We start from the raw sequence: 19,148 nt of genomic DNA on the forward strand, positions 1-19,148 counted from the left end.
GGGTTTCCCGCACCCAACCAACAACCCCCAGCCCCGCGCGGGGTTGATCCAGATACCCAGCGACCCCAGCCCGTGCGGGTTTCCCACACCCGACCATCTACCTCAACCCCGCGCCCCGCGCCCGACCACCAGTCCCAACCCGCGCACGTGTGCACCGTCATCGTGGTGCACAGATGCGGCACCTCGACCTTCAGGGGGCGACGGGCCCACGCGGCCGTGCTCGCCCGGTTGGTGACCACCAGCAAGGCCACCGGGGCCCGGTACTTGGCGTACAGGTAGGCCACATAGAGCGGCCACTGCGTCTCTTTGTCGTCGTCCTTCTCGTTCTGTGCCTCCACCGCCAGGACGCACGGAACGCCGTCCAGCTCCACCATCAGCACCGAGTCGACCCGGCCCTCCAGCGGCAGCGTCGTGATGTCGCCGGGGAGTTCGTCGACGTGCCTGACCTTCTCGACGGTGGCGCCCTTCAGGCACGCCAGGGCGGCGGTGATCAGCAGATCGTCGTCACGGAAGATCTGGTGCATCGCCTCATGAGGGGGTTTGACCATGAGGCGATGCTACGGAAGGTAAAAGTATCGCCACGTAGCGTTTGTTAATCTTCGTACTCAGGAAGGCGGGAAGTATCCGTATTCCTCCTCATCCGACGGGCGAGGCGGTTCCGGTCCGTCGGCCCCCAAGCGCATCATCCGCGACACCCGCACCGTCCGGAAGCGGCGGCCCAGCACATGGAACTCATAACCCGACGTCGCCTCGATCTGTTCGGCCGCCTCCTTCCACTCCGCCACTTCCGCCGCCGTCGCCGGATTCCCCTCGTACTCCCTCTTGCGGGGCAGCAGCCTCGTGAAATAAGCCGCCAGCCAGCGCCGGGCGTCGTCCGGGCCGTGGCCGCCGCCGAACGGTTGCCAGGCCCGGTCGCTCTTGATCTCCACCATCAGGAAGCTCGGCGGCAGCAGCACGATGCCCGGGTGGGTCCGCGCACCGTGCCGGGCCTCCAGCATCACCTGGTCCGAGACCGAGCCCGGGATCGGCAGGTAGCCCGCCAGGTTCAGGCGCAGCTGGGCCTCCCACTGGCCGGCCGGTGCGAGCGGGTCGAGCGGGAGGCCCTCCAGGCCGGAGTCGGGGCGGTCGACGTCGCTGGGGCGGGGCGGTTCCATGCCGGTCTTGTTGATCAGGCCGAACTTCTCGACGCGGATGATCCGGTAGCGGCGGTCGCCGATCTCCCACTCGTCCTTGGCGAGCTGCTCGCCCTCCTCGGGGTCCAGCCGGCCGGCCGCCGCCAGCATCGCGCGGGCCGTCTCGGGGGCGGCCTCGGGCGCGGCGCGGCGCAGCTGCGAGGCCAGGTCGTAGCGGGCGCCGGACGGGTCCAGCGAGCCGACGGTGAGCAGGTGCCACCGGTCGCCGGTCTGCACGGCGCTGCCGAACTCCGGGTTCTCGGCCGGGAAGATCTTGCCGTACTCCCGGATGCGCTCGCCCAGCTCCTGGTCGCGGACGGCGGACGCGGGATCGAGGTCGGCGACCACCTGGATGTGGTCGTAACCGGGCATCAGTGGGAAGGCCATGCGGCCATCCTCGCGGTGTACGCCCCGGTAGGGAGGGGAATTCGGCCCGTGACCGGATGGTCACGGGCCGATCGGTCGGTCAGGACCCGTAGACGGGCACCAGCGTCGCCCGTGCCAGGGTGTGCGCGACGGCGTTGAACCCCACCACGGCGGGCGCGGCGTCGGAGTCGATGCCGAGCGTCTCCACGTCCAGCGCGTGCACGGCGAACACGTAGCGGTGCGGGTCTCCGGGCGGCGGCGCGGCCCCGCCGTACGCCTTGGTCCCGTAGTCGGTGCGCGCCTGGATGCCGATCTTGTTGTCCGCGCCCCCGGCCCCGGTGGGCAGTTCGGTGACGGTGGCGGGCACGTCGAACAGCACCCAGTGCCAGAAGCCGCTGCCGGTCGGCGCGTCGGGGTCGTAGCAGGTCACCGCGAAGCTCTTGGTCTCGGCGGGAAAGCCCGACCAGGCGAGCTGCGGCGACAGGTTCTGCCCCGAGAAGCCCCAGTCGTCGAAGACGTGCTCGTCGGAGAGCGTCTCGCCCTCGGCGATGTCGGTGCTGGTCAGCGTGAACGACGGTACCTGCGGCAGGAACTCGTACGGCAGGGGCGGCTTTCCGGGCATGGTGACCTCCTCGTCAGACGATCTGCTGTCCCTCTCATACCTATCAGGGCGTCACGTCTTCACCGCGCCCATGGTGAAGCCGGTCACGAAGCGGTCCAGGAACAGGTTGAACAGGAACGCGATCGGGACCGCCGTCACCACCGTCGCCGCCTGCAGGGACTGCCAGAAGAACACGTCGCCCCTGATCAGCTGGGTCGGGACGCCCGTGCTCACCACCATCTCCGGGCTGGACGACACGAACGCCAGCGCGTACACGAACTCGCTCGCCGTCAGGGTGAAGCTGAACACGACGACGGCGACCAGCCCGGGGAACACCAGCGGCAGCACCGCGCGCACGAACGCGCCCAGGCGGCTGTGGCCGTCCACCATCGCCTGCTCTTCGATGTCGGTCGGTACCGCCTTCAGGAAGCCGATCAGCAGCCAGACCGAGACGGGCACCGTGATGGTCGGGTAGACGACGATCATGGACCAGAGGCTGTCCTCCAGGCCCAGCGCCACCACCACACGGGTCAGCGACAGGAACAGCAGGGACGGCGGGACCAGGTAGACCAGGAAGATCGCGATGCCCATCGGGGTGCCCCACGGGCGGTTCAGGCGCGCCAGCGAGTACGCGGCGGGCAGCGCCAGCGCCAGGGTGAGCAGCACGACGGCCCCGCCCACCAGCAGCGTGTTCAGCACGAAGGTCGGGAAGGGCGTGTCGGCGAACAGGAACGTCACGTGGTCGGGCGTCGCCGGTTCGTTGAAGGCGAACGGGTTGCTCTCCGGGTCGTACAGGTCGCGGTTCTGCTTGAACGCGCTCACCAGGCTCCACAGGAACGGCAGCGCGCACACCAGCGCCGACAGCACCGCCGCCGCGTACAGTCCGCACCGGGCCGCGACGTGGCGGCGCGCGTAACGCCTGCGCAGGGCCTCGTTCGTCATCGCGCCTCCAGCCGGCGGACCGCGCGCAGGATCGCCACCACCCCGGCGAGGAGGATCGGGAACAGGAACAGCGCGATCGCCGCGCCCTGCCCCACGTCGCCGCCCTCGATGCCCCGGAAGTAGGCCCACGACGCCAGGACGTCGGTCGCGTGCGTCGGGCCGCCCCGCGTCAGCACGTACGACACCGTCATGTCGGTGAACGTCATGATCGCGCCGAACAGGGCCGCCACCGCGATGACGGGCAGGGAGAGCGGGATCGTCACCTCGAACATGCGCCGCCAGAAGCCTGCGCCGTCGATGCGCGCGGCCTCGTCGATGTCGCGCGGGATCGCGACCAGGCCGGCCATGACGATCACTGCGGCCAGGGGTGTCAGCCGCCAGGTCTGCACGAGGATGACCGAGAGCATCGCGGTGTTGGGATCGCCCAGCCAGACGACGTTCTGGTCGATCAGCCCGAGGTGGCGCAGCGTCCAGTCCACCGGCGAGTAGATCGAGTCCAGGAACCACAACCACGAGATCGTCGACAGCGCCACCGGCGTCGTCCACGGCAGCAGGATCAGGAAGCGCACCAGCCACTTGCCGTGGAAGTCGGCGATCAGGAGGTTGGCCAGGATCTTGCCGAACACCACGATCAGCACCATCGAGCAGCCGGTGAACAGCAGCGTGTTCCAGAGCGAGCGCCAGAACACCCCGTCGTCGAAGACCGCCGTGAAGTTGCCGAACCCGACGAAGTCGTACGACGGGTCGCCGGTGGTCACGTCCGAGAACGCGAACGCCACCGCCAGCAGGAACGGCACCCCCACCAGCGCCAGGATGTAGATCACCGACGGCAGCAGCATCACCCACGCCAGGAAACCGTCGCGGTCGGCGAGGCCCGCGCGCCGCGCGCTCACCGGTCGCCGATCGGGACGGCCGGCGCGCGCGTGCCCGCGTCGGCGTCGAAGAACCGCAACCGTCCGGCGGGCACCGCGAACTCGTGCGGCTCGCCCGGCGTGATCGGGGTGTCCAGGGTGGCGGGCAGCCGCGCGATCACGCGCGTGGCGTCGCCGAGCCCGGTCACCGTGCCGTAGACGTGCCGGTCGCCCGACAGGTACTCCATCCGCTCCACCTGGAGCGTCATGGTGATCCGCGCGTCCTGCGGCACGCTCTCCGCAGGCAGCAGGTGCTCGGGCCGGAACCCGACCAGCCGGTCGCCGCGCCGGACCAGGTTCATCGGCGGGGAACCGATGAACGTCGCCACGAACGTGTCGGCCGGGTCGTCGTACACCTCCACCGGCGTGCCGACCTGCCGCACCCGGCCGCGTTCCAGCACCGCGATCCGGTCGCCCAGCCCCATCGCCTCGGCCTGGTCGTGGGTCACGTAGATCGTGGTCGTGCCGATCTGCTGCTGGAACCGTTTCAGCTCGTCGCGGGCCGTGGCGCGCATCTTGGCGTCCAGGTTCGACAGCGGCTCGTCCAGCAGGAACACCGCCGGGTCGCGCACCAGCGCGCGGGCGAGCGCGACGCGCTGGCGCTCGCCGCCCGACAGCTGGCGCGGCTTGCGGCCCAGCAGCGGTTCGATCTCCAGCAGCCCGGCCGCCCACCGCGCCTTGCGCTCGCGCGTCTCCTTCGGGGCCTTCTCGGCGCGCAGCGGGAACACGATGTTGTCCATGACGGTCTTGTGCGGGTACAGCGCGTATGACTGGAACACCATCGCGATCTGCCGCACGCGCGGCGGCAGCCCGTTCACCACCTGCCCGTCGATCAGCACCTCGCCCTCGGTGGGCCGCTCCAGCCCCGCGATGGTGCGCAGCAGCGTGGTCTTGCCGCATCCCGACGGCCCCAGCAGCACCAGGTACTCGCCCGGCCCGGCGGCGAGGTCCACCCCGTCCAGCGCGCGCACGGTGTCGGCCTTGCCGCGTCGTTTGCGCAGGTGCCCGTCGAACGTCTTGACCAGCGCGCGGACCTCGACGGTCTTCACCGGCGCTCAGCCCCCGACCAGCCCGCGGGCCCGCCAGCTCCTGAAGATCGCGTTGACGCGCTGCTCGGCCTCGGCCACCGCCTGCTTCGCGGTGAGCTGGCCGCGCGCGGCCCGGCCGAACATCGTCGGCAGCACGTTGGTGTTGAAGATCTCGCCGATCGCCGGGTTGGACGGCCCCGGGTAGCCGATGTTGGCGCTCCACGACGCCGCGCCCTTCAGCAGCGCCAGCTTGTTCGCCGGTTTCGCGCCGTACGGGTCGTCGTCCAGCCACCCGTTGAGCTGCGGCACCAGCGACGGCCAGCCCGGCAGGTCGTACAGCTCCGAGTGGTAGGTCACCGCCGGGAAGTTGGCGGTGTAGTGCAGCAGGAACTCCTTGGCCGCGTCGGCGTTGGCGGCGTGCTTGGGGACGATCCACTGCTGGATGACGTGCTGGGCCGCCATGGCCGCCTTCGGCCCGCGTAGCGCCGGGACGAAGAAGATGTCGTCGCCGATCTTGGGGTTGGTGCCCATCGCGGTGCGCCACGCCGAGATCGAGTTGAGGATGTAGGACGACTTCCCGGCGATCAGCGCCTGGTTGTTGGACGCCGGGACCCAGGAGAACACCTCGTCGGTCTCGGCCTGCTTCCACAGCCGCGTCATGTACTCGACGGCGGCCACGGCCTCCTCGGAGTTCAGCACCACGCGCTCGTCCCGGTCCTGCTCGGACGCGCCGAACGACCACAGCAGCGCCCGCGCCGCCATGTTGGAGTCGGTCTCGGGCGACAACCCCAGCCCGCACGGCACGCCGGTGGTGCGCTTGATCTCGGTCGCGCCGCGCAGCAGCTCGTCCCAGCTCCCGGGCCCGTTCGGCAGCCCCACCTTCTGCCACATCGACTTGCGGTAGTCGCCGGGGTCGGGCGACCAGCCGGGGCAGTAGGCGTAGAAGCGCCGGGTGTTGGGGTTGTAGCTCGACCTGCGGCACAGTTCGAGCTGCTGGCCCCAGCGCCGGGTGGCCTCCTGGACGAGGTCGGTCATGTCCAGCACGGCGGGCTCGTACTGAGAGAACGGCGCAATGTGCTGGATGACGTCGTGGCCCTGCCGCGCCTGGATCTCCGAGGCCGCGCGGCGCGGCACGTCCACGGTGTTGATGTGGTCGACGCGCACGTTCACGCCGACCCGTTTGCCCCAGTCTGCGGCGAACTTGTCGAACCACTTGTCGTGCCGGGGCACGAAGTGGCTCCACATCAGCACGCTCAACGAGCCGCCCAGTTTCCTGGTGGGAGCGGTGAACACCTCCTGCGGGGCCTTGCCGGTGTTCTTGGCCTGCGGGCCGCTGCTCTCGCTGGCGCACCCGGCCGCCAGGCCGTACGCGCCCGCCGAGAGGGCGGTGGCGGTCAGGAAACCTCGTCTGCTGAGCCGATCGTCGCCGGTGCCGACCATGGGGGAGCTCCCTCGCGCTGACGGTCCACCCTCGACGGTAGGTCGGCGGGGGCGTCCCATCCAGACGCGATCGGGTAACCCTATGCAAGCGTGGCCGCTCCGGTCGCGACGGTCACTCCCGTAACGCGCGAGGGGCGGCGTCCCGGCCGGGACGCCGCCCCTGAGGCGGTGCTTCTACGGTGCTACTTGCCCGTCGCGTCGGTGTAGGCGCGCAACACCTGCTGCGGGTCGCCGTCCATCTTGATGCGGCCGTCGTCCAGCCAGATGACGCGGTTGCAGGTCTCCTCGATGACGTCGAGGTTGTGCGCGACCAGGAACACCGCGCCGGCGTCCTTGCGCAGCTCGTCGATCTTGGCCTTGCTGCGCCGCTTGAACTTGGCGTCGCCGGTGGCCAGCGCCTCGTCGATCAGCATCACGTCGTGCGTGCGCGCCGCCGCGATCGCGAACCGCAACCGCGCGCCCATCCCGGAGGAGTAGGTGCTCATCGGGTAGTCGATGAAGCCCGGCTTGAGGTCGGCGAACTTGACGACCTCGTCGTACTTGGCGCGGGTCTCCTCCTGGGACATGCCCATCGCGAGGCAGCCCAGGGTGATGTTGCGCGAGCCGGTGAGGTCCTTCATCAGCGCGGCGTTCACGCCCAGCAGCGACGGCTGGCCGTCGGTGAAGACGCCGCCGCGCGCGGGCGGCAGCAGCCCGGCGATCGCCTTCAGCAGGGTGGACTTGCCCGAGCCGTTGGTGCCGACCACGCCGATCGCGTCGCCGCGGTAGGCCACGAAGGACACGCCCTTGACGGCGTGCACCTCCTTCATCTGCGGCCGGTTCTCCCGCTTGATGATGCGCAGCAGCGCGGTCGCGGCGGTGCCCTTGTTGCCGCCGCCGCTGTACACCCGGTAGATGATGTGCAGGCCGTCCACGACCACGATGGGCTCGCGGGCGGGGTCGATCACCACCGCGGGCTGCGCGGCGGCCACCGGGGCCTGCTCCTTCTCCTTGACCGCCTTAGCCACGGCCATACCTCTCCTCGGCGCGGTAGAAGTACCAGAAACCCCCGGCGAACGCGACCACGGCCCACACCAGCGCGTACAACCACAGCGTGGGCTGGGAGGTGACGCCGTGGACGCCGGCCAGGTCCTTGTCGTAGCTGGCCATCAGCGCACCGCGCACCAGCTCGATGAAGACCGCCCCGGGGTTGATCTCCAGGATCTTGCCCACCCAGCCGTAGCCGTTCTCGTCCAGGCTGGCGACCTTCTCGGGGATCAGGAAGAACACGCCCGACAGGTACAGCCAGGTCCGGGTGATGAACGGCAGCAGCTGCTGGATGTCGCGCACGAACGCGCCGGTGCGCGCGATCGCCAGGCTGATCCCGATGTTGAAGACCAGCTGGAGCAGCAGCGCCGGGACCAGCAGCAGCCACGACCAGGTCAGCGGCTCGCCGGTGGCCAGCACGATCACCATCAGCACGGCCATGGAGATCAGCAGCTGCTGCAACTCCATGATCACGTGGGCGAACGGCAGCGAGGCCCGGGGGAAGTGCAGGGCGCGGATCAGCGACAGGTTGTTGCCCACCGACTTGGCCCCGGCGGTCAGCGACCGCTGGGTGAAGGTGAAGACGAACACGCCGGTGATCAGGAAGGCGGTGTAGTTGTCGATCCCCTTCTTCTGCCCGAGCAGCAGACCGAAGATCAGGTAGTAGACGCCCGCGTTGAGCAGCGGGGTGAGGATCTGCCACAGCTGCCCGAGCCGCGAGCCGCTGTAGGTGGCGGCGGTCTTGGCGGTGGCGAAGTTCCAGATGAAGGTACGGCGTTGCCAGAGGTCCTGCACGTACTTGCGCAGCGGGGGGCGCGCGGCGCTCTGCTTCAGCCCATTGCGCGCGGCGAAATCGGCCAGTGACTCACCGCTTGTCCCGTTCATGTGAGGAGACTCCGCGATCGTGCCGACCGTCTCGCCACCCGAGGAGCCGAGCCGTTCCGGGTGACTCATGCCGGGAAGCCTATTGCAGTCCGCCTTGTGTCAGGGACGTTCGCCCGCATGTGCACCCCGATTTGAGATCTTCGGGAATCATGTTCCCGTCCCGGGGGATACCCCCGTCATGCATGAGAATCACGCACGGCGGCCGGCCCGGGGCCGGGTCCTGACGATGCGGCGGTGCGACCGGGCGGCCCCGCCCGCTCCTCCCCCTCCGGTGCTGCTGCGCCGGATGGGCCGGCTGGACCGGTGGGCGTTCGACCGGGTCGCGGCCGCCAAGCTGCCGGGTCTGGAGTACGTGCTGCCGCGGGTGTCGCGGCTGGCCGACCACGGCGTGCTCTGGTTCTCGATCGCCGGCGGCCTGGGGCTGACCCGCCGCGCCAGCCTGCGCCGGGCCGCGCTGCGCGGCTCGATCGCGATCGCGGTCGCCAGCCCGGTGGTGAACGTGATCGGCAAGCAGGCGTTCCGCCGCAAGCGCCCGGTGGTGGACCTGGTGCCGCCGATCCGCATCCGCTGGAAGCTGCCGACCTCGCACGCCTTCCCCTCCGGGCACTCGGCCTCGGCCGCCGCGTTCGCGATGGGCATCGCGATGGAGGCGCCGCGCGCGGTGTGGGGGCCGGTCATGGCGACGGCGGGCGCGGTGGCGTTCTCCCGCGTCTACACCGGCGCGCACTACCCCGGCGACGTGCTGGCGGGCCTCGGCATCGGCGCGGCCACCGCGCTCGGCACCCGGCTGGTGTGGCCGGCCCGGCCGCCGGTCGCGCACGTCACCCGCACCGGCACCGAGCGCGTCACCGTCACCGACGACGGGCGCGGCGTGATCGCGGTCGCCAACGTCTCCTCCGGCGGCAACGCGGGGGAGGGCGGCATCCACCTGCCGAGCCGCGCCGAGCGCGACCTGCTGGTGCTGGAACGCGAGCTGCCCGCCGCCGAGGTCGTCCGGCTGGAGCCCGACGCCGACGTGGAGAAGGCCCTGACCGAGGCCGCCGCCCGCGCCCAGGTGCTCGCGGTGATCGGCGGCGACGGCACCGTCAACGCCGGGGCGCGTGCCGCGCTGCGCCACCGGGTGCCGCTGCTGCCCGTCCCCGGCGGCACCTTCGACCACTTCGCGAGGGCGCTCGGCGTGGAGACGGTGACCGACGCGATCGCCGCCTACCGCAGCGGTTGCCTCGGCCGCGTGGACGTCGCCTTCGTCACCCCCGAGGTCGACGGGCACGGCCTGGACGCCGAACTCGACTCGATCTTCCTGAACACCGCCAGCTTCGGCGCCTACACCGAGCTGGTCGACCGCCGCGAGCGGCTGGAGGGACGGCTCGGCAAGTGGCCCGCGCTCGCGGTCGCCGCGGTCCGCACCTTCCGGCACTCCGAACCGGTCGAGATGCTGGTGGACGGCGAGCCGCGCCGCGTGTGGCTCGCGTTCGTCGGCAACTGCGCCTACGGCTCGCGCGGCCCCGCGCCGACCTGGCGCGAGCACCTGGACGACGGGCAGCTCGACATCCGCATGGTGACCGCCGCGCGGCGCGTGCCCCGGCTGCGGGCGCTGGCGGCCGTGATGCTCGGGCACCTGCACCTGACGCCCGGCTACCGGCACTGGGAGGACGGCGCGCTGGAGCTGATCTCCAAGGACGGGCCGCTGCGGCTGGCCCGCGACGGCGAGGTGTCCTCGCTGGCGTCGGCGGTGCGGTTCGGCAAGCGGACCGGGGCGCTGGCGGTGTTCTGCCCGCACGCCCCGCCCCGCTGATCATTAGAACGTCAGCTCGCAGCGGCGCAGCCCGGTCACGACCGACGAACCGTTGTGCACGGGCTCGCCCGCGCCGCCGATCCGCGCGGTGCGGGGGAGCAACTCCTCCAGTAGCAGGCGGATCTCCAGGCGCGCGAGGGCCGCGCCCAGGCAGAAGTGCGGCCCGAACCCGAACGCCAGGCCCGCCGCGTCCGGCCGCCGCGCGATGTCGAACCGGTCGGCGTCCGGGCCGAACGCGTCGGGATCGCGGTTGGCCGCGCCGTACAACAACATCACGCGGTCGCCCTCGGCCAGTTCGGTCCCGGCCAGCGTGACCGGGCGCGTGGCGGTGCGCAGGAAGTAGACGACGGGGCTGGTCCAGCGCAGGATCTCCTCGACCGCCGTGCCCATCAGCTCCCCGGGCCGCTCCCGCAGCGCCGTCCACTGCCCGGGGTGCTCGGCGAACGCGCGCAGGCCGCCGGAGATCGAGTGCCGGGTGGTCTCGTTCCCGGCGACCAGGAGCTGGATCAGGAACATCACCAGCTCCAGGTCGGTCAGCCGGTCGCCGTCCAGCTCGGCCAGCGCGAGCTGGGAGATCACGTCGTCGCGGGGCGCCTCCCGCCGCCGGTGCGCCGTCTCGATGAGATAACTGCCGCACTCGATGCGCAGGGCGTCGCGCTCGGGGCCGGGCAGGTCCGGGTCGGCGTCCGGGACGATGGCCTCCGACCAGCGGAAGAAGCGCGGCCAGTCGTCCTCGGGGATGCCGAGCAGCAGGCAGATCACCTGGAGCGGCAGCGGCACCGCGAGCCCGGCGACGGCGTCGAACGGCCCGTCCACCGGGGCGAGCAGCGCCCGGATCCGCTCCCGGACGGCCCCTTCCAGCCGCCGCATGGCCGCGGGCCGGAAGGCGGGCGCGACCAGCGCCCGGTAGCGGGTGTGGTCGGGCGGGTCGGTGTGCATGATCGTCGGCGGGGCGTCGTAGGAGTGCCCGATCTCGGCGACCAGGATGCCGTCGCCGGACCGGAAGGCCGCCGGGTCGGTGGCGACGCGGTGCACCAGGGCGTGCGTCCCCACCGCCCAGAGCGGCAGGTCGGGGTGCCGGACGGGTGCTTTGGCCGCCCGCACCCGCGCGTACAGGTCGTGGGGATGGCCTTGGCCGAAGCACCCGTCCGGGAAGCCTTGCGGCAGGATCACTGGAGGACGCCCTCAGGGCGCGGTATCCCGGCGGCGTCGCAGAGCGCGTAGTAGGCGTTGAGCGTGGACTCGCCGTCCACGATGCCGCTGATGGAGCCGTCCTCGGCGTACTCGATGAAGACCCCGTCGATCAGGAACAGGATGTCGCTGTCCTCCTCGATGGTGAGGGTGTGGATCGAGCCGGGCGGCTCGTGGATGAAGGTGCCCGCCACGTAGTCCACGCCGTACTCGGCGTACCGCCAGCGCCCGGAGAAGGTGTAGGCGTGCACGCTCCCGGTGTGCTTGTGGCGGGGCAGGCGGAACCCGGCCTGGAAGCGGTTGCGGACCACCCAGGACTCGGCGGAGACCCGCAACACCTGCAGGCCCACCGGCCCGGCGTTGACCCACGGGAGATCGTCGGAGTGCACATGGCCGACCAGCGGCCCCAGCGTCTCGGTCATGGAGCAAACGCTAGGTAGGTAAGCCGTGTGCCGCAAGGGCCCGGTTGGCGGACGTGCGACCGGGTACGGGCCGGACGTAGGCCACCACCGGAGGGGAGAGCGGATGACCATGGGAGTCGACCCGAGCGCGCTCAGCGAGAGCGACCTGTTCCGCGAGCTGGGGCACCTGTACGAGACCCGCATGGACGCGCTGCGCCACGCCTCCGACGACGCGCTCGCCGAGCACACCGACCGCACGGCCCGGCTGGAGGCGGAGTACCTGCGGCGCTACCCCGATCGTGAGATCGACCCGGCACGCCTCCGCGAAGGCGCTCGCGCCCGCTGACGGCTACGGGGACGCTCCGACCTGCGCGAGTCGTTGATCTCGGCGCGGGTGCCTAGGGTGGGGCGCATGGCAGCGCGCGAGCACACCATCGGACCGGCGGACGGACGACTGCTGATCAAGACCGGGCGCAGCGGGCTGGGCCGCCGCGCCGGGCACGACCTGGTGCTGGAGGCCACGCGCTGGTCGGGCACCGTGACCGAGGGCGACGGCGAGCCGCCCGCCGGGGCCGTCGCCGAGGTGCGGGTCGAGGTCGACGGCATCCGGGTCCGCGAGGGCACCGGCGGCGTGCTGCCGCTGTCCGAGCAGGACCGCACCGAGATCGTCAAGAACCTGCGTAAGGTCCTGCGCGCCGACCGGCACCCCGAGATCGTGTTCCGCAGCACCGAGACGGGACCCGACCGCGCCACCGGCCAGCTCACGATCATGGACCGCGCCGAGCCCGTCACCCTCCACCTGGAGGTCACCGACGACCGGGCGCGCGGCAGCGCCGTCATCCGGCAGACCGCCTGGGGCATCAAGCCCTACTCGGCGATGTTCGGGGCGCTGAAGCTGGCCGACGAGGTCCGGGTGGAGTTCGAGTTCGGCGCCGCCTGAAGATCAACATGCACTAGGGTGCGGGGAATGTTCTCGCCTGCGGCCTTGGAGACGTGATGACGGATCTGCACCCGACCCGGCGTGACGTCGCCAGACTCGCGGGCGTCGCCGGTCTCGGCGTGGCCGCGCCCGCCCTGCTCGGCGGCTGCGCGGACGGCACCCGGCAGGCCGGTGCCGTCGGGGCCACGGCCGGCAGGCCGGTCGCCGTGCGGGCCTGGCGGGTCAGCGGCACGGCGCTGGCCGGGCTCGGCGGCTTCGACGCGACGATCCAGAAGTTCATGCAGGAGCGCCGCATCACCGCCGGTCAGCTCGCCGTCGTCCGCAAGGGCAAGCTGCTGCTGGCGCACGGCTACACCCTGGGCGACGCGTCGTTGTCGGTGCAGCCGACGTCGCTGTTCCGCGTCGCCAGCCTCTCCAAGCCCGTCACCGCGACCGCGATCCACAAGCTGGTGCAGGACGGCAAGCTCAAGCTGACCGACCGCGTGGCCACGCTGCTCGGCCTGTCCACCGCCGCCGACCCCCGGCTCAAGGACGTCACCGTCCTGCGGCTGCTCCAGCACCTCGGCGGCTGGGACCGGAACGTGACGCCCGACGTCATGTTCCGCGACCTCCACATCAGCCGCCAGCTCGGCGTGCCGATGCCCATCAGCAGGGCGCACGTCATGAAGTACGCCTCCACGCTCAAGCTCGACCACGCCCCCGGCACGGTCCCCGCCTACAGCAACTACGGCTACCTGCTGCTCGGCCGCATCATCGAGAAGGCCAGCGGCATGAGCTACGGGGCCTACGTGCAGCAGAAGGTGCTGACCCCGCGCGGCATCAAGCGCATGAAGCTGGGCCGCACCCTCACCCGGGCCACCGGCGAGGTGACCTACCTCTCCGACAAGACGGGGCCGACGGTCTTCGACGGCTCCGCCAAGCAGGTCCCCCTCCCCAACGGCGCGTTCAACCTGGAGAACATGGACGCGCACGGCGGCTGGCTGTCCACCGCCGTGGACCTGGTCCGCTTCGCCGGGATCTACGACGCGCCGTCCACCGTGCTGAACGCCGCCTCCATCAAGCAGGCGTTCGCCAAGCCCGCCACCGGCGTCAACGCCAGCGGCTACTACTACGGCGCGGGCTGGCTGGTCCGCCCGGTCACCGGCGGCCTGAACACCTGGCACGACGGCAGCCTGGCCGGCACCACGTCGCTGCTGGTGCGCCGCTTCGACGGCCTGACCTGGGCGGTGCTGTTCAACCGGCGGCAGGAGGGCACGGGCGCCTCCTTCGGCGAGATCGACGGCCTGCTCCACAAGGCCGCCGCCGGGGTCAAGGCCTGGCCGACCGGGGACCTGTACCCGAAGTACTTCTGAGCCGGGCCGCGCGGGCGTACTGGTCGTCCAGCGTGCGCGGGAACGGCAACACCCGGTGCCGGTCGCGCCAGGGCGCGAGCTGCCGGACGGTGTTGAAGCCCGCCGCCGTGACGGTCCGGTCGGCGTGCCGGGCCAGCGGCCACGCCGGGTACACCGCGCGGTGCCCGACGTCGGCGGGCAGCCCGGCCGGACGGCGTGGCGCGGCCAGCGTGAACCGGGGCCGCACGCCCTCCATGGCGGCCATGTCGCGGGCGTAGGCGACCAGCTCCAGGAGCTCGGCGTCCGGCCCGGAGTGCATGATCAGCCAGCCGGTCAGCGGCTCGGGCTCGGGGGCGGGCGGGTCGGTCAGCTCCAGCTCGACGATCTCGTCGGACACCGTTTCCAGGTAGGCGCGGTGCGCGTCGGCCAGCGGCTCCAGTACATAGGTGCGGCCGAAGCGGGGCGGGTCGGCGGGCAGCAGCGGCAGGTAGCGGTCCCAGCGCAGCAGCCGCGCGAGGTGGACGGCGGGGGTGGTGGTGCGGCGCAGCTCGCCTTTCAGTCCGGCGGGGAAGGCGTCCACGATCAGCTCGTCCGCGCCGGACGCGTCCGGGACCGCGCGCAGGCCCCCGGTCACGCGCGGATCGGCGGCGAACGGCGACGGCGACCACAGCGCGACCTCGTCGGTGCGGCCGACGGTGTGCAGGAACGCCCGGAGCCGCGTCAGGTGCCCGAGCCCGTCCCCGTGCGCGTAGCAGACGATCACCGGGCGACGTCGTCCAGCACCTTGAGGTAGCCTGCCGTCTCGGCCGCCGGGGTGAAGACGCTCCGGACCCGTTCCGCGCCCGCCGCGCCCAGCTTCGCCAGGTCGGCGTCGCTCGCCCGCGCCGCCCGGTCGATCGCCTCGCGGCAGGCGTCCGCGTCGCCCGCCGGGAACACGAACCCGATCCGGTCGTCGGCCACGTCGCCCAGCCCGCCGGCGTCGGACGCCAGCAGCGGCACGCCCAGCGCCGCCGCCTCCAGCGACACGTTCGGCATCCCGTCATAGAACGACGGCAGGGCCGCCAGATCGCACGCGGCGTAGACGGCGGGCAGCTCGTAGCGCTCCAGGAACGGCAGGAACGAGTGCGCCACCGGCCCCTCGGCCAGCCACGCCTTCACCTGCTCCTCGACCTCGCCGACCAGCACCAGGTGGAACCGCTCGGCGTGCCCGGACCGCACCAGCGCGTCCAGGAAGAAGCCCACGCCCTTCTTGTTCTTGAGCTGCCCGATCACGCCGACCGTGCGCCGCCCCTCGGCGACGTGCCCGGCCCGCCACGCGGCCCCGCGCTCGCGTTCGGACGGCAGGACGCGCCAGTGCCCGGTGTCCACGCTGTTCGCCACGAACGTCACCGCCGCGTCCGGCACCAGCGCCCGCACCAGCGGCGCGTGCGAGCTGGCCACCACGCACACCCGCGACGAGGCGCGCAGCGCGTCCACCAGCGGGCCGCGCCGCCGCAGCGAGAACGCGCCGATGTCGATGTCGTTGCCGCGCAGCAGCGTGACCAGCGGCGCGTCCAGCAGGGCCGCCAGCACCGGCGCGGCCAGCATCGCGTACGTGCCGCCGAAGCCCACGACGTGCGTGTACGCCAGCCGCTCGGCGGTGATCGCCGTCCATAGGCGGCGCAGCGAGTGTTCGGGGTCCTCGCCCAGCGGCGCAGTCAGGAGCCGCCCGCCGTGCACGCGCTCCGCACGCCAGGCCGTCTGGGACGGGCGGTCGCGCCGCGTCAGGTGCGCCACGTCCACCGCCACGCCCGCCTCGCGCAGGCCCCGGACGATGCGGTCGCACGACTCGGCCATGCCGCCCTTACTAGGCGGATGGTGCTCGGTTACCCAGAGGACGCGCATCAGCTGTCCACGAAGCCGGAGTCGCCCTCGAAGTCGCCGCCGCCGTAGGACCAGTCGTCCCCGGCGTCGAACGCGCCGCGCTCGTGGGCGTCGATCGTGGAGTACCAGGCGGCGTCGTTGTAGACCCGCGAGCTGTGCTCGTAGTAGTGCCGCCGGTACCGGTCGATCCAGGCCGGGTCGTAGGCGTCGTCGGACTGGGGGCCCTGCGCGGCGGCGCAGTCGGGGCACAGGTCGCCGGGCCGCAGGTGCCCGGCGCACACCGGACGCTCGCACCGCGCGCACGGGCGGGCCGCCGCCTGGTCGCACTGGCCCAGCACGAAGAATCCGGCGGTCACGGCGCAGCGGTTCACGGGGCGCTCCTCGTCGGGCGGGCGGTCCAGCGGAACGGCTCGGCGGCCACCGTCAGGATGTGGTCGGGTAGGTCCTGTTCGCGGAAGCGCGGTCCCACGGCGATCTTCGCACCGGCCTTGATCACCATGCGCTCGCCGTCCTTGACCCGCACCGCCAGCCACGGCGGGGGCGGCGTCGCGGGCCGCTGCGGCGCCGCGTTCCGGGGCAGCCGCCGCACGACGCTGACCCGGTGCACCGCCTTGGTCTTGGTCTTCCACTTGTGCTTGCCGCGCGCGTTCACCTTGTGGATCTTGCGGTGCCGGGTGCGCTCGGCCACCGCGATGTCGAGCACGCTGCCGTCGCGCAGCTCGGCGCGCAGCCGCAACCACGGGTCGAAGGTGTACCACTCGGTGACCGACCGGACCGGCCGCCGCCCCTGGTACTTGTGGCTCTGGCTCCGCTTCTCGGGCAGGTTCGGGCCGCGCAGGTCGGCGGTCACCCCGAGCTGCCCGCCCGGCCGCATGTCGGCCAGCAGCACGCGCAGCAGCGGGACCAGCACGATGTGGGCGCGCTCGTGCGGCTGCCACTTGCGCCGCCGCACCGTCTCCCGCTGCGCGGCCAGGCTGTCGAGCAGCCGCCGCCATTCGGCGGGCGGCATCGTCACCGAGAACGCCCGCTCGTGGATCAGCGCCTGGTGCAGCGGATGGAACGCCTCCATCGCCGCGCGCTGCTTGCGCCAGAACACCTCCGGACCACCCCTCCGTCAGCTCGGCGTCAACGTACGGTAGACCTCGGCCAGCCTCGCGCGCGAGTGCGCCCAGGTGAGCCGGCCGGCGATCCGGTCGCGGGCGCGCGCGCCCATCGCGGCGGCCTCGGCCGGGTACTCCAGCAGGATGCGGACGGCGCGGGCCAGCTCGGCGGGCCGGTCGGCCGGGACCAGGCGGCCGTGCGCGCCGTCGTCCATCAGCTCGCGGACGGCGGGCAGGTCCGAGGCCACCACCGGCGTCCCGGCCGCCATCGACTCGATCACCTTCAGCGGCGCGCACCCCTGGTCGAGGTTGCGGGCGCAGCCGGTGAGCGGGGCCAGCGACAGCTCCGCGTGCGCGAGCCAGGCCGCGACCTGCTCGTGGGGGAGGGTGAAGCGCCACTCGACGCGGTCGGCGACGCCGAGGCGCTCGGCCAGGCGGCGCAGCGGCCGGGCGCGGCGCTCGGGCACCGACGAGCAGATGACCAGCGGCAGGTCCAGGTCGGCCAGCCGGGCGAACGCGCGCAGCAGCACGTCCAGGCCCTGCCACGGCTGGAGCGCGCCGACGTAGATCAGGTAGCGATCCGGGGCGTCGGCCGGACGTGGCGGGCGGGGTGTGAGGTCCGCGCCGTTCGGCACCAGGTGGATCTTGTCGGCGGACAGGCCGAAGCCCCGCACGGCCGAGCCGATCACCGCCGACGGCACCACGATCGTGTCGGCCCGCTCCAGGCAGCGCAGCTCCAGCTCGTGGATCTTCTTGAGGGTGCCGGGCGCGACCAGCGGCCGGGTGTGCGCTAGCTCGATCGACGGCAGCCCGTTGGCCTCGTAGACCAGCCTGTGCGGGCCGTCCAGCATCGGCAGCGCGCTCCACGGGTCGCGCACGTGGATCACCTTCAGGGTGTCCCGGTGCGGCGCGACCTGCGCGGCGACCCACGCGGAGTACGCCTCGGCGCGGTCGATCAGGTTGGGGATCTGCGCGTCGAACCGCACGATCTCCCGCGTGCCCTCGCGCTGGTGGCGGGGCAGGCCACCGCCGCCGAGCACGCCCAGCAGCCCGCCGCCGTAGTGGTCGAACAGCTCGTCGGCCATCTGCGCGATGTGCACGGCCGATCCCTTGCTGGAGGGGAAACGGTCGAAGGCAAAGTAGGCCGCGCGGTGTTCGCCCGAGTAGGCCTGATGCATGCCGGTCATGCCGCGCCCACCCGGTCCCGGACGCGGAGCCCGCGATGCCAGGCGAGCTGGTCGGCCAGCCCCTCGGCCAGGCCCGTGCCCGCCGTCCAGCCCAGCAGCCGCGCCGCCCGCCCGCTGTCGGCCCACGTGCGGGTCGCGTCCCCGGCCACCGGCTCCTGCCCGCGCACCGCCGGACGGCCGCCCAGCAGCTCCCCGAGCAGGTCGATCGCGGCCCGCACGGTGACCGGCTCGGGACGGCCCACGTTCAGCACGGTCCCGCCCGGCAGGTCGGCCGCCGCCGCCCGCAACGTCGCGTCCACCACGTCGGCCACGTGCGTGAACGACCGGGACCGCCGCCCGTCCCCGAACACCGGCAGCGGGCGCCCGTCGAGCGCCGCCTCGATGAACCGGTGGAAGGCCATGTCGGGCCGCTGCCGGGGCCCGTAGACCGAGAAGTAGCGCAGCACCGTCACCGGCAGGCCGTCCCGCGCGGCCACCGCCGCGAGCCGCTCCACCTCGACCTTCCCGGCCGCGTACGGGCTGGCCGGGCTGAGCGGGTCGTCCTCGCGCGTCGGCAGGTCGCGCGACCCGTACACCGACGAGCTGGACGCGACGATCACGCGCGGGCGGCGCGCGGCGCACGCCTGGAGCAGCCGCCGGGTGGCCACGACGTTGTCGCGCTCGGCCGGGGCTCGGCCCGCGCCCCACGAGGTCCGCACGCCCGGCCGTCCCGCCAGGTGCACCACCGCGTCGGCGGCGGCGAGCGGGGCCAGGTCGTCCACGGCGAGATCGATCTCCAGGCGCGCGGCGCGGTCGGCGAGCCCGGCCCAGTTGCGCCGGGACGCGGCCGGGTTCAGCGCACGCGCGGGCGCGTCGGCCGCGAGCACCTCGTGCCCCGCCTCCGCCAGCGCGTCCACCACATGGCTGCCCAGGAAACCGGCAGCCCCCGTCACCACGATCCGCACGCGAGCACCCTACCCACGCCGCTGC

At 72.4% G+C, this 19,148-nt stretch carries 20 protein-coding genes and 1 pseudogene; 4 read left to right on the forward strand and 17 right to left on the reverse strand.

Annotated features, from left to right (window positions below):
- The 9 genes and pseudogenes from AH6_RS39060 to AH6_RS39100 form a co-directional block, all read right to left on the reverse strand.
- A pseudogene (locus AH6_RS39060) lies at positions 1-548 on the reverse strand (hypothetical protein); the annotation flags it as partial.
- Positions 549-605: 57 nt separating this feature from the next.
- On the reverse strand, positions 606-1,559 hold the full coding sequence (locus AH6_RS39065) for a DUF5954 family protein (RefSeq protein WP_067490949.1): 954 nt from the start codon (positions 1,557-1,559) through the stop codon (positions 606-608).
- A 79-nt stretch (positions 1,560-1,638) separates the two neighbouring features.
- The gene (locus AH6_RS39070; RefSeq protein ID WP_067490951.1) at positions 1,639-2,160 is read right to left on the reverse strand and encodes a YbhB/YbcL family Raf kinase inhibitor-like protein; all 522 of its coding nucleotides are present in this window, start codon (positions 2,158-2,160) and stop codon (positions 1,639-1,641) included.
- A gap of 51 nt (positions 2,161-2,211) precedes the next feature.
- Complete coding sequence (locus AH6_RS39075; protein ID WP_067490953.1) at positions 2,212-3,081, reverse strand: carbohydrate ABC transporter permease; 870 nt, start codon at positions 3,079-3,081, stop codon at positions 2,212-2,214.
- On the reverse strand, positions 3,078-3,974 hold the full coding sequence (locus AH6_RS39080; protein WP_218006031.1) for a carbohydrate ABC transporter permease: 897 nt from the start codon (positions 3,972-3,974) through the stop codon (positions 3,078-3,080). The genes AH6_RS39075 and AH6_RS39080 overlap by 4 nt, the downstream gene beginning before the upstream one ends.
- Positions 3,971-5,041 (reverse strand): ABC transporter ATP-binding protein, encoded by a 1,071-nt coding sequence (locus AH6_RS39085; protein ID WP_067490955.1) that lies wholly within the window; start codon positions 5,039-5,041, stop codon positions 3,971-3,973. The genes AH6_RS39080 and AH6_RS39085 overlap by 4 nt, the downstream gene beginning before the upstream one ends.
- A 6-nt stretch (positions 5,042-5,047) precedes the next feature.
- Complete coding sequence (locus AH6_RS39090; protein WP_067490957.1) at positions 5,048-6,460, reverse strand: ABC transporter substrate-binding protein; 1,413 nt, start codon at positions 6,458-6,460, stop codon at positions 5,048-5,050.
- A 182-nt stretch (positions 6,461-6,642) separates the two neighbouring features.
- Positions 6,643-7,473: an ABC transporter ATP-binding protein gene (locus AH6_RS39095; protein WP_174555164.1), complete on the reverse strand. Its 831-nt coding sequence runs from the start codon at positions 7,471-7,473 to the stop codon at positions 6,643-6,645.
- A complete protein-coding gene (locus tag AH6_RS39100) occupies positions 7,460-8,440 on the reverse strand; it encodes an ABC transporter permease (RefSeq protein WP_067490959.1) in 981 nt (326 codons plus the stop codon). Before AH6_RS39100 ends, AH6_RS39095 begins: the two co-directional genes overlap by 14 nt.
- A 109-nt stretch (positions 8,441-8,549) precedes the next feature.
- Between AH6_RS39100 and AH6_RS39105 the strand changes: the two genes are divergently transcribed.
- The gene (locus AH6_RS39105; RefSeq protein ID WP_245679671.1) at positions 8,550-10,166 is read left to right on the forward strand and encodes a bifunctional phosphatase PAP2/diacylglycerol kinase family protein; all 1,617 of its coding nucleotides are present in this window, start codon (positions 8,550-8,552) and stop codon (positions 10,164-10,166) included.
- Positions 10,167-10,169: 3 nt separating this feature from the next.
- Here the strand turns inward: AH6_RS39105 and AH6_RS39110 are convergent, their stop codons facing one another.
- A complete protein-coding gene (locus AH6_RS39110) occupies positions 10,170-11,339 on the reverse strand; it encodes a cytochrome P450 (protein ID WP_067490961.1) in 1,170 nt (389 codons plus the stop codon).
- On the reverse strand, positions 11,336-11,779 hold the full coding sequence (locus AH6_RS39115; RefSeq protein ID WP_067490963.1) for a 2,4'-dihydroxyacetophenone dioxygenase family protein: 444 nt from the start codon (positions 11,777-11,779) through the stop codon (positions 11,336-11,338). Before AH6_RS39115 ends, AH6_RS39110 begins: the two co-directional genes overlap by 4 nt.
- A gap of 103 nt (positions 11,780-11,882) precedes the next feature.
- Between AH6_RS39115 and AH6_RS39120 the strand changes: the two genes are divergently transcribed.
- The 3 genes from AH6_RS39120 (at position 11,883) to AH6_RS39130 (ending at position 14,050) form a co-directional block, all read left to right on the forward strand.
- The gene (locus AH6_RS39120) at positions 11,883-12,104 is read left to right on the forward strand and encodes a DUF6158 family protein (RefSeq protein ID WP_067490965.1); all 222 of its coding nucleotides are present in this window, start codon (positions 11,883-11,885) and stop codon (positions 12,102-12,104) included.
- A gap of 66 nt (positions 12,105-12,170) precedes the next feature.
- Entirely contained in the window at positions 12,171-12,698 is a 528-nt protein-coding gene (locus AH6_RS39125) for a YceI family protein (protein WP_067490967.1), read from the forward strand.
- Positions 12,699-12,754: 56 nt separating this feature from the next.
- Complete coding sequence (locus tag AH6_RS39130) at positions 12,755-14,050, forward strand: serine hydrolase domain-containing protein (protein ID WP_083983890.1); 1,296 nt, start codon at positions 12,755-12,757, stop codon at positions 14,048-14,050.
- Here AH6_RS39130 and AH6_RS39135 read toward each other — a convergent pair.
- Genes AH6_RS39135 through AH6_RS39160 form a run of 6 tightly spaced genes read right to left on the reverse strand, consistent with a single transcriptional unit; the run spans position 14,007 to position 19,123 of the window.
- The gene (locus AH6_RS39135) at positions 14,007-14,792 is read right to left on the reverse strand and encodes a hypothetical protein (protein WP_067490969.1); all 786 of its coding nucleotides are present in this window, start codon (positions 14,790-14,792) and stop codon (positions 14,007-14,009) included. The two genes, AH6_RS39130 and AH6_RS39135, sit on opposite strands and share 44 nt — an antisense overlap.
- A complete protein-coding gene (locus AH6_RS39140; RefSeq protein ID WP_245679672.1) occupies positions 14,789-15,913 on the reverse strand; it encodes a glycosyltransferase family 4 protein in 1,125 nt (374 codons plus the stop codon). Before AH6_RS39140 ends, AH6_RS39135 begins: the two co-directional genes overlap by 4 nt.
- On the reverse strand, positions 15,913-16,263 hold the full coding sequence (locus AH6_RS39145; protein ID WP_245679673.1) for a hypothetical protein: 351 nt from the start codon (positions 16,261-16,263) through the stop codon (positions 15,913-15,915). The genes AH6_RS39140 and AH6_RS39145 overlap by 1 nt, the downstream gene beginning before the upstream one ends.
- Positions 16,260-16,988, reverse strand: a complete 729-nt coding sequence (locus AH6_RS39150) for a hypothetical protein (RefSeq protein WP_245679674.1) — start codon at positions 16,986-16,988, stop codon at positions 16,260-16,262. The genes AH6_RS39145 and AH6_RS39150 overlap by 4 nt, the downstream gene beginning before the upstream one ends.
- Positions 16,989-17,006: 18 nt before the next feature.
- Complete coding sequence (locus AH6_RS39155; RefSeq protein WP_245679675.1) at positions 17,007-18,179, reverse strand: glycosyltransferase family 4 protein; 1,173 nt, start codon at positions 18,177-18,179, stop codon at positions 17,007-17,009.
- Positions 18,176-19,123 (reverse strand): NAD-dependent epimerase/dehydratase family protein, encoded by a 948-nt coding sequence (locus AH6_RS39160; protein ID WP_067490971.1) that lies wholly within the window; start codon positions 19,121-19,123, stop codon positions 18,176-18,178. Before AH6_RS39160 ends, AH6_RS39155 begins: the two co-directional genes overlap by 4 nt.
- Between the last annotated feature and the right edge of the window lie 25 nt (positions 19,124-19,148).

The sequence above is a fragment of the Actinomadura hibisca NBRC 15177 genome (genome assembly GCF_001552635.1).
GTDB classification, from domain to species: Bacteria; Actinomycetota; Actinomycetes; order Streptosporangiales; family Streptosporangiaceae; genus Spirillospora; species Spirillospora hibisca.

Excerpts from the sequence above, each read along its gene's own strand:
- AH6_RS39065 (WP_067490949.1), bottom strand. The coding sequence starts at position 1,559 with ATGGCCTTCCCACTGATGCCCGGTTACGACCACATCCAGGTGGTCGCC.
- AH6_RS39070 (WP_067490951.1), bottom strand. The coding sequence starts at position 2,160 with ATGCCCGGAAAGCCGCCCCTGCCGTACGAGTTCCTGCCGCAGGTACCG.
- AH6_RS39075 (WP_067490953.1), bottom strand. The coding sequence starts at position 3,081 with ATGACGAACGAGGCCCTGCGCAGGCGTTACGCGCGCCGCCACGTCGCG.
- AH6_RS39090 (WP_067490957.1), bottom strand. The coding sequence starts at position 6,460 with ATGGTCGGCACCGGCGACGATCGGCTCAGCAGACGAGGTTTCCTGACC.
- AH6_RS39095 (WP_174555164.1), bottom strand. The coding sequence starts at position 7,473 with ATGGCCGTGGCTAAGGCGGTCAAGGAGAAGGAGCAGGCCCCGGTGGCC.
- AH6_RS39100 (WP_067490959.1), bottom strand. The coding sequence starts at position 8,440 with ATGAGTCACCCGGAACGGCTCGGCTCCTCGGGTGGCGAGACGGTCGGC.
- AH6_RS39105 (WP_245679671.1), top strand. The coding sequence starts at position 8,550 with ATGCATGAGAATCACGCACGGCGGCCGGCCCGGGGCCGGGTCCTGACG.
- AH6_RS39115 (WP_067490963.1), bottom strand. The coding sequence starts at position 11,779 with ATGACCGAGACGCTGGGGCCGCTGGTCGGCCATGTGCACTCCGACGAT.
- AH6_RS39120 (WP_067490965.1), top strand. The coding sequence starts at position 11,883 with ATGACCATGGGAGTCGACCCGAGCGCGCTCAGCGAGAGCGACCTGTTC.
- AH6_RS39125 (WP_067490967.1), top strand. The coding sequence starts at position 12,171 with ATGGCAGCGCGCGAGCACACCATCGGACCGGCGGACGGACGACTGCTG.
- AH6_RS39130 (WP_083983890.1), top strand. The coding sequence starts at position 12,755 with ATGACGGATCTGCACCCGACCCGGCGTGACGTCGCCAGACTCGCGGGC.
- AH6_RS39140 (WP_245679672.1), bottom strand. The coding sequence starts at position 15,913 with ATGCGCGTCCTCTGGGTAACCGAGCACCATCCGCCTAGTAAGGGCGGC.
- AH6_RS39155 (WP_245679675.1), bottom strand. The coding sequence starts at position 18,179 with ATGACCGGCATGCATCAGGCCTACTCGGGCGAACACCGCGCGGCCTAC.